8 protein-coding genes and 1 riboswitch are annotated in these 9,381 nt (G+C 46.4%); of the genes, 1 reads left to right on the forward strand and 7 read right to left on the reverse strand.

Features of this window, described 5'->3' with window-relative positions:
* Window positions 1-124: 124 nt before the first annotated feature.
* The 6 genes from N4310_RS06020 to N4310_RS06045 all read right to left on the reverse strand — a co-directional run bounded on the left by N4310_RS06020 (window position 125) and on the right by N4310_RS06045 (window position 8,211).
* Window positions 125-295 (reverse strand): hypothetical protein, encoded by a 171-nt coding sequence (locus N4310_RS06020; protein WP_262092465.1) that lies wholly within the window; start codon window positions 293-295, stop codon window positions 125-127.
* Between the two features lie 186 nt (window positions 296-481).
* Window positions 482-2,182, reverse strand: a complete 1,701-nt coding sequence (locus tag N4310_RS06025; RefSeq protein WP_262092466.1) for a DUF6287 domain-containing protein — start codon at window positions 2,180-2,182, stop codon at window positions 482-484.
* A 174-nt stretch (window positions 2,183-2,356) separates the two neighbouring features.
* Entirely contained in the window at window positions 2,357-4,654 is a 2,298-nt protein-coding gene (pulA, locus tag N4310_RS06030) for a type I pullulanase (protein ID WP_262092467.1), read from the reverse strand.
* Between the two features lie 2 nt (window positions 4,655-4,656).
* A complete protein-coding gene (locus tag N4310_RS06035; RefSeq protein WP_262092468.1) occupies window positions 4,657-5,613 on the reverse strand; it encodes a diacylglycerol kinase family lipid kinase in 957 nt (318 codons plus the stop codon).
* Window positions 5,613-7,574 carry an NAD-dependent DNA ligase LigA gene (gene ligA, locus N4310_RS06040; RefSeq protein WP_262092469.1) on the reverse strand — a complete coding sequence of 654 codons (1,962 nt, stop codon included), beginning with the start codon at window positions 7,572-7,574 and terminating at the stop codon, window positions 5,613-5,615. Before ligA ends, N4310_RS06035 begins: the two co-directional genes overlap by 1 nt.
* A gap of 127 nt (window positions 7,575-7,701) precedes the next feature.
* A complete protein-coding gene (locus N4310_RS06045) occupies window positions 7,702-8,211 on the reverse strand; it encodes a QueT transporter family protein (protein WP_262092470.1) in 510 nt (169 codons plus the stop codon).
* Window positions 8,209-8,305: riboswitch (PreQ1 riboswitch) on the reverse strand. Its footprint overlaps the gene before it by 3 nt.
* A 29-nt stretch (window positions 8,306-8,334) precedes the next feature.
* On the opposite strand from N4310_RS06045, the gene N4310_RS06050 reads away from it, so the two are divergent.
* Complete coding sequence (locus N4310_RS06050; protein ID WP_262092471.1) at window positions 8,335-8,775, forward strand: GtrA family protein; 441 nt, start codon at window positions 8,335-8,337, stop codon at window positions 8,773-8,775.
* Between the two features lie 147 nt (window positions 8,776-8,922).
* Here N4310_RS06050 and N4310_RS06055 read toward each other — a convergent pair.
* The coding region (locus N4310_RS06055; protein WP_262092472.1) for a transposase at window positions 8,923-9,381 on the reverse strand (459 nt) is incomplete at its 5' end.

Here is a 9,381-nt window from a genome sequence, read left to right on the forward strand (position 1 = left end):
CGTACATCGGAAAGTTTTTTACTGGATTCATAATTCATAGCTTTAGTTTATCATATTATAGTTTTGCAGGAAGTCTAATGTTTCAACTAGTCATATTCACTGAACTTTTTGGCTCAGTCTCTTTCTATTCCAACCCTACTAGTTCGCGCTGCTTACGATTGGCTTCGTCCGCAACAAATTTAAAAACAATCTTGTTTTCCTTTATAGTGCCTTCTTTACCTAGACGACTAAAACTGCCACCGTACTTTTGTAAAATAGCTTCAGCCTCCAGCTGGCCTTGTGTTTTTTCAGTCATTGAGCTTTTCCTCCAATTGGTTCTTAGTATAGTCTGTTGGTAAGATCAAGTCAACTGAAGAGCGGATCCCTCACAATGAAAAAATTCAGCTTTTATAAACTGAATTATAAAAAGGAGCCCGAAGGCTCCTAGAAATAATAACAGATAAGTCTACTAGTGTAACAGGGACTGATGGACAGTTCCAGTTTATTTTCTACGTTTAGTTTTTACAGTTCCAAGAGTGAGGAGTAAACCAACACCTGCTAAGCTAGCCATCGCAGCACTATCGGTTCCTGTGTTTGGCAAGCTCTTCACATCTGTAGCTACAGATTTCTTAGAAGTAAGACCGACAACCTTAGCTGCTGCTGGAACATTGTTAAGGTTTTTAGCTGCTACAGCTTCTTTAGCTTCCTTAGAGTCTACGACTAGCTCTTCCTTCTCAGCCTCAAGTTCAACCAATTCCTCTTCTAGATTATCCAAAACTTCAAGAGAAGCATCTAGGCTTTCTTCTAAAAGAGCAATACTGATTTCCAAGGCTTGAATTCGCTCAAAGACTTCTGCGTTATCCAAGACAGCCTTACGAACATAAAGTTTTTCACCCAAGTTATCTGAGTAAATCAAGGCATCGTTAGACGCTGTGAACAGTAGGTAACTTGGATGGTAGACATCTCCTCCTTTTGGAAGAGGAAGTACCAATCGAAGGGCTTCCGCATCAAAGCTAGCTTGAACTTCAAAGGGACCGAACTTCACCATTCCTTCTTTAGAGAAGGTGAAAGAAGCTCCTTCTTCAGTTGTCCATTGACCAGCTAGACTTGAGAAATCTCCCTGAGCGATAGCTTCAAAATCAATAACTGTCACATACTTGTCTTTAAGGGCTGCCAACTCTTCTTTTTGAGCAGCTAGCTCAGCCTCAACATCAGCTACAACACGGCCTTGACTAGCAACCTCAACTTGCTTTTCCGCAATTCGAAGATTTTGACGGCTAACTGCAAGAGCTGCTTGCGCTTCCTCTACTTGAGCCATATTAAGGGCTAGGTCTTCTTGAGCCTCTGCTAAAGCTGCTCTAAGCTCAGCTAGACGTGCAGATTCACCTGCCAAGGCAGGATCTGCCATTGGACGTTGGTAGCGAAGCACTAATATATTAGAAGGCTGCTTTACTTCTAGAATATTTTCATCTTGATAGAAAATATAAGACTCTCTTGTTCGCTGAATTTCCCAAGCAAATACTTCCCCATATCCAGTATAATTTTTTCCCTTATACTCTAAAGCATTGTTTGGGTCATAATTCGTACTTCCATTATCATTCAAGATAACAGATGGGAACTCCTGCTTCATCGATCCCCAAGAAGACTCATTGTGATCTTTCTGGGCAAATGCCTTCCACTCACCAGCTGCTGAAGAGAAATCACCTTTCTTCATCGCTTCCAAATCCAGTTCTGGAACTGCTGCTGGGAATTTGTTAACGAGTTCTTCTTGCTTTTGAACAGCCTTTTCCAGTTCGATGACTTTATTTTTGCTGTCTACCAAGTTTTTCTCAGAAGCAGCTAGTTTTTCTTCTTGAGCCTGAACGTCAGATTTGGCTTGGGCAAGAGCAGCTTGAGCTTTTTTCTCAGCTTCAGTGGATCCTTGGGCTGTGTCTTCAACCAAGTTTAGAGGTTTAGCATCTGCTGGGATTTCCCACTCCCCTTCAACCAATTTGCCGTTTTCAATAGTTGGTTGTCCCCATTCTTGGACCAAGTCTGAAGCAACTGAAGCATTGACAGCTGTAACAAGGCCTTCACCGACTGGAGTCTCAGCTGGACTCACTTCGTCCGCACTGGCTGGGGCCGCCATCAAAAGTGCAGCTCCTAATACAGCTGGAGCCAATAATTTTCCGAATTTACGGAGGGAATAAACTTCTTTTTTCATAATCTGTTCCTTTCTTAGAGGGAGAAAAATCTCCTACCGTTACTATATCTTATTTCACAACAATCGTCAATGATATATGCAAAAAAAAAAAAGCATTATCTTTCACAAAATTAAAATTTCCTAGCTCCACGCAACCCAAAAAATCCCCCTCCAAAACGGAAAGGGGATTATGTATCAATGTTTTCCTTCAAACAAGGCGTAATGCAAGGGCTCTAGGGATGGTCCATCCCAGACCTCTTGGTTGGAGACTACTAGGTCCCAGTCTGCTAAATGATTTAGTGGACTGGCTTCTTTAACCGTCACGAGTAAGGTGTAGTCCTTTTGTGAACCACGGAAGATCACTTCTAAGCGACCAGACCCTTCTTCTATTGGTCCAAAATCGATGGTTTCAAGGACTTCTTCATAGGTCGCAAAAGCAAAGTTGGGGTCTGTCTCCTTGAGCTGGATCAGTTGACGAATGCGGTCCAGGGCTTGGGGAACAAAATCCAAGCGGTTCCAGTCAATCTGGTTGACTGCGTCTGGGGCATTGTAGGAATTCATGGCCCGTTCCTTGTCTGCAGCTGTGACCTCGCCGTCTAGGCCGGTTGCTAGGAGTTTGGTTCGTCCAAATTCTTGGCCGGCTTCCATAAAGGTCATGCCTGGCATGAGTAAATTAAGAACGGTCGCCAGTTCCTGGCGTTGCCAACGGGTGGCAACGTCTTCATCTGGATGCAGCTCCTGTAGGAGATCATGAAGGTTGTAATTATCGTGGGCTTGAACATAGTTGAGGACCTGGGATGGGCTCAGGTAGCTGCCGAGCTTGTGGCTAGCCTTGAAGGCTTCTGCAACCTGGTGTTCGCTGCCCTGGCCGCTGACAAAGCCGGCCTTGAGATGTCCGAAGACTTCGGATCCTTTGAGGCTGTCCCGTTGGTCGTCATTAAAGAAGCCAATTCGCGGCATGAGATGGGCATTGCCTTTTTTAGCTTTTTGTTCGGGGGCAAGGACGGTTCCCATGTCCCAACCTTCGCCATACAGGAGGATTCGGGGGTCAATCTCATCCATGGCTTGGCGAATCTGATTCATGGTCTCCACGTCATGGATACCCATGAGGTCAAAGCGGAAGCCATCAATCTGGTATTCCTCGACCCAGTAGCGGAGCGAATCGATCATGTATTTACGGAACATGGCGTGTTCACTAGCCGTCTCACTGCCGACACCCGTCCCATTTTCAAAGGAGCCATCATAGGCCATGCGGAAGTAATAATCCGGTACCAAAGCCTGGAACGGACTATCATAGGTCGAATAGACATGGTTATAGACCACATCCATGATCACCCCGATACCCGCGTCATGATAGGTTTTCACCATGGTTTTGAAATCCCGGATCACCTGGGCAGGTGAGCTAGCACGATTGGACAGGCTAGGTTCCGGAACATTATAGTTTTGCGGATCATAGCCCCAATTGTAGAGCACATTTCCTTCTGAATCGTACTGCTTGAAGCGATCCGCAATCGGCTGGAGTTGGACATAGTTAACCCCAAGCTCCTTGATATAATCCAAGCCTGTTGGCTGGCCGCTGGCCGTCCGACTGCCCGGATAGGCAGCTCCTAGATAGGTTCCCCGAAGATTGTCCGGAACACCTGATGTTGGCGACTTGGTCAGGTCCCGTATATGCATTTCATAGATTACCGCCTGACTAGGATCGTCCACGCGCCAAGTGGCCCTCGATTCATCTGCCAGGGAAAAATTAGGAAGGGCGCGATCCTCCTCTGCCAGCAAGACTGACCGAAAACCGTCTTCCGTAGCAGCCGTAGCATAGGGATCTCTGGTCAAACGGTCTTCAAAGTCCTGGTAAACATGGTATTGATAAGCCAGACCCCGAATGTCCGTGGTCACACGCACAGACCAGACCCCGATATCATTTTTCCGATGATCAGTTGAGGCAACGCTGCCCCGCTCCATCGGGTAGACTTTCCAAACAGGGGCATCATTAGTAGCCGCTGTATAGACGATCAAATCCACTTGTTTGGCGGTTGGAGCCCAGACCTTGAATACAGATCCTGTCGCCTCGTAGCGAGCCCCCAGCCAACCTTGGTAGGCCCAGTATTGGTCAAAGCCTTGGCTATGATTGGCCATGTCAAAGGCATGGGGGTTGCGGTAGCGAAATTGCGGACTGGCCATGGCTGCCTGTTTGGAGTAATAAAGGGTCTCATCTCCCTCAATAACCCAGACCTCTGTCTTGAGATTAATAGGTAAGAGCTTGACCTCAAAATCCCGGGACTGCCAGGACCAATCATGTGCCTTAATCAAAAACTTGGCAGCCGCGAGCGGGCCATGGCCACTATAGCTAATTTCAGCTGCGAGTCCAAAATAGTCATAGTTGGAAAACCGTGTTTCCTGCCCTAAATCCCCATCCTTCCATTGCCAGAGATTGACACCTGCATAGCGTCCTTCCTGACTATGGTAATGAATCAATACACGATATTCTAGCATTTCTATCCTCGATTGCCGGTCAATGCATCATCAGAGATTTCATCAACATTGGCATAAAATTCTAAATGATTGGGAAGAACTTCCAGATGGACTGGGGTGTCGCCCCCATATTCTCCATCCAGGTTCAACATAAACTGTTGGTCCCCTTCCAGTACTTCCAATTTTAATTCCTTGGTTTTGATATAGATGACATTAGGATCGGTAACATGTTGACCCCCATTGATCGCCTGAATGATCAAGGACATCATGTCAAAAATCCGGTCTGTTTTAACAATGATAAGGGTGAAATTCCCATCATCTAACTTGGCATCCGGAGCCAGCTTTTCAAAGCCAGCAATTGAATTGGTCAAGGCCACAAAGATTAAAGAAACCTTGCCCTCAAAAACTCCCCCATCATGCTCCAAGCGAATTTTCCGCGACTTGGTCCGTGGCAACATCTCTGCCCCCTTGGCTACATAGGCCAGATAGCCAAGCCGGGTCTTAATATTACTAGGGACACTGTAGGTCAATTCCGACAAGGTCCCAGCTGCCGCAATATTGATAAAATGCTTGCTTCCGTAAGCCCGACCAATATCCATTTTGACCAACTGATTTTGTGCAATGACCTTAGCCGCCGCCACAGGATCTCCCATCGGAATTTTCAAGGCCCGAGCATAGTCATTGGTCGTCCCAACCGGGATAAAAGCCATCCGCGGTCTGGACTCCAAATGAGCAATCCCATTCACAACCTCATTGATGGTCCCGTCCCCACCAGCTGCGATGACCAAGTCAAAGCCGGATCTAGCCGCCCGTTCTGCTTCTATTTTAGCGGAAAAAGGGAGGGGTGTCGTCTGATAAGCCGACGTTTCATAGCCAAGGTCTTCCAAGACGTCCAGGACATCGGCAATGTAGCGTTTCATAATTTCTTGCCCGGATGTCGGATTATAAATCAAACGGGCTCTTTTTCTAGATTCTGCCATTACAATTTCTCCAACCAGGCTTCATCTTGAACTGGTATCCCCAGCTCTTGTGCCTTGGCTAACTTACTACCAGCATCTTCGCCAGCAACAACCAAGCTGGTTTTTTTCGAAACCGAGCCGGTTACCTTGGCTCCCAGAGCTTCCAGCTTGGCCTTAGCTTCCGACCGCTTCAAGCGGCTGAGTTTTCCTGTGAGAACAACCGTTTGCCCGGTCAGGATACCATCTGCAACCTTTTTTTGACCAAGATAGCTGAGATTCATGCCGACAGCCGCTAACTCTTCTAGCAACAGCTGGGCTTCTGCATGTGAAAAATAATGACTCAGGCTCTGGGCTACTGCCGGTCCGATGCCTTCAATAGATACAATTTCGGCTTCACTAGCCTGGCTTAAGGCCGGCAGTGATTCAAATTTTTCCAAAAGTAAACGACTGGCCTTGGCCCCCACAAAACGAATTCCGAGACCAAATAGCAGGCGGTCCGCTGAATTCTGTTTGGAAACTTCCAAGGCATCCAGCAATTTCTGACTGGACTTGGCTTGGACCCCATCCAGGGCCACCAGGTCCTCCAGCTGCAGGCGATACAAATCGCTGACACTCGTCAGCAACTTGGCTTCAAAGAGTTTTTCAATCATGGACGGCCCTAAGCCTTGGATGTTCATGGCTGCGCGGCTGGCAAAATGACTGAGGCGCTCCTTGAGTTGGGCCGGACACTGGGGATTGACACAGCGCAAGGCCACCTCATCCTCCAACTGCTCCAGCTCAGACTGGCAGCTGGGACAATGGCTAGGAATGGCAAGCGCCTGACTGTCGGGCTGGCGTTTCTGCAAGACAACATGGGATACAGCTGGAATAATATCACCAGCCTTGTAGACCACAACGGTGTCTCCCTGGTGGATGTCTTTTTCAAGAATGTAGTCCCGGTTGTGCAGGGTCGCCCGACTGACTTTTGTGCCAGCTAGTTGGACGGGACTCAAATTAGCGGTCGGAGTGACCACCCCGGTCCGACCGACAGTCCAGTCGACAGACAGCAAGGTTGCTTCCTTTTCTTCAGCCGGAAACTTATAAGCAATCGCCCACTTAGGATATTTGACCGTAAAGCCAAGTTCCTCTTGCATGGCTAAATCATTGACCTTGATAACCATCCCATCAATCTCATAGGCCAACTCTTCACGGATTTCCTGAATCTCTTGGATAAAAGCCCAGACCTCAGCCATACTTGCGACTGTCCGACGCAGCGGATTAACCACAAAACCTAAGGCTTGCAAGTCCTCCAAAACCGACTCTTGACTCGCTGCTTCCCAAGGACCGGCCACTTGGTACAAGAAGGTCGCTAGCTTTCGATCAGAAACCACCTGCGTGTCCAACTGCCGCAAGGTTCCCGCTGCCGCATTTCGAGGATTGGCAAAGCTGGTCTCGCCTTCCAACTCCCGCTTCTGATTCAAGTCACGGAAAGCTTCCTTGGGCATGTAACATTCCCCACGTACCGTGATGTCCACGGCTTGGGACAGCCGTAAAGGAATATCTTGGACCCGGCGGAGGTTTTCGGTAATATCTTCCCCCACCTGGCCATCCCCACGGGTTGCCCCTACAACCAAAACACCTTGTTCATAGGTCAAGGAAACAGACAGGCCGTCAATTTTGATTTCACAGACATACTGAACTTGCGGAAATTCCTTCCGAACCCGTTGGTCAAACTCTTCCAATTCCTCAAGGCTAAAGGCATCCTGCAAACTAAAAAGCGGGTAGACATGCGGATACTTACTAAAGCCGTCTAGAACCTTACCACCCACACGATGGATTGGACTATCTGAACGAACCAACTCTGGATGCTTTTCCTCTAATTGCACCAATTCCCGATAAAGACGATCATACTCCTGATCTGAGACCAGCGGCTGATCCTGCTCATAGTAGGCCTGGGCATAGCGATTCAGCTCCCCGACCAATTCAATCATTCTTTCTTCCATGCCTTTATTTTATCATGAACCATTAAAAATAAGAATAGATAAGCTATAAACCCCTAAAATAAGCCTTGTCGCAATTTTTTCGATAAAAAAAGACCGACAAAACGCTGTTTTATCGATCGAGTAGACTCTAAAAAAGGGTCCGCAAGCGTTTTCCCATGTTTTGGAACAAAAGCGCTCCTACCAAAAGGGACAGCAACTCCCCCAGACCCGTCGTAAACCAGGTCAAAAAGAAGGGCAACCCTTGCAACAAATGTAACTCCAACGCAATCGTAAACATGGAACTGGCAAAAAAGAGGGAAAAGAAAAAATAACCCTTGTCAAATACATTCAAGATTTTTCCACGACCCACATAAGATTGAAAGAGCCAAACTCCCAAGGCAACAAAGATTAGGGTTGAACCACCCCCAACAAATACATCAATGATGCCAAAACTATAAAAATTGGCAATCATACAGCCCACGGTTAGGGCCAGGATATACTTGGGGTGCAAAAAGGCAAAAAAATTCAGCATCTCTGATAGCCGTAACTGGTAAGCTCCGTAACTCAAAGCATTGAAGGGAGGCAAAACAGTCAGCAAAACATAGAGTGCTGCAACAAGAGAGATCTGAGCCAGATCCTTAGTGGTTAATGATTTCATTCTAAACTCCTTTAGCGGCAATTCCGCTTCAAATATGCTTGACGAAAGAAGGAAGCATCAAGGGTTGCATTTACAACAGTCCCAGTATAGCACATTCTCCTGCTTTATGATAGACTAGTTTCCATGAAAACACTTATTCAAAAATTTTTTAACAACGAGGTCCTATCCTACCTCTTCTTCGGTGTCCTAGCGACTCTTGTCTATTTGGTCTTCCGAACCCTCTTCTTCTACTTGACCCAAGACGCCGTCGTCTCAGCTGCCACTGCCAATATTTTGGCCATCTTATTCGCCTTTATCACCAATGACCTCTTTGTTTTCAAACAAAAAAGCCCCGGCCGTTGGGAGCGTTTGGTTAAATTTTTCATGGCCCGTCTGTCAACTTTTCTATTAGACATTGGACTTAGCTATCTCTTTGTCACCCAATTCCCAGAAATCATTGGACAATTTGTCAACCATAACCTGCAAGCCGTCAATGCCATTGTGGCCCTGACCTCGCAAGTCTTGATTATCGTCCTCAACTACCTCATCAGCAAACTCTTTGTATTTACAAACAATCAAGGCTAGGATTCCGCTCCTAGCCTTTTTCGTATCCAACTCATCAAACTACCTAACACCCCTACTACAACTCGACTACTTCATCCGCACGCATCCAAATATCAGGACTGTGCGTCGCAATAATGATGATGCGTTCAGGATGTTTAAGAGATATAGTCATTTGAAACAAGAACAAGACAACAAAGCATCCAGAAAATTGTCATAACTGGGCAATACTTTTCTGAGGTGTTTTTTCATATGAGCCCATGTGTTTTCAATAGGATTATACTCAGGTGAGTAGGGGGGAAGAGGCAAGAGTTTATGTCCTTGTTCTTCGCACAATACTTTTAGACGACTCATTTTATGAAACCTTGCATTATCCAGAATGATAACGGATGGGCTGTCCAAACTAGCTAGTAAAAATTGTTGAAACCAGGCTTCGAAAAAATCACTAGTCATGGTATCTTCATAAGTCATGGGAGCTACAAGTTCACCATCTACTTGACCTGCAACTAAAGATATCCGTTGGAATCTTCTTCCAGATATCTTACCTTCTATCAACTGTCCCTTCAAAGAGCGTCCGTATTCCCGATAGAAATAAGTTTCAAACCCTGTCTCATCAATATAAACAGGAAC

The organism is Streptococcus danieliae (assembly GCF_025447695.1).
Classification (GTDB): domain Bacteria; phylum Bacillota; class Bacilli; order Lactobacillales; family Streptococcaceae; genus Streptococcus; species Streptococcus danieliae.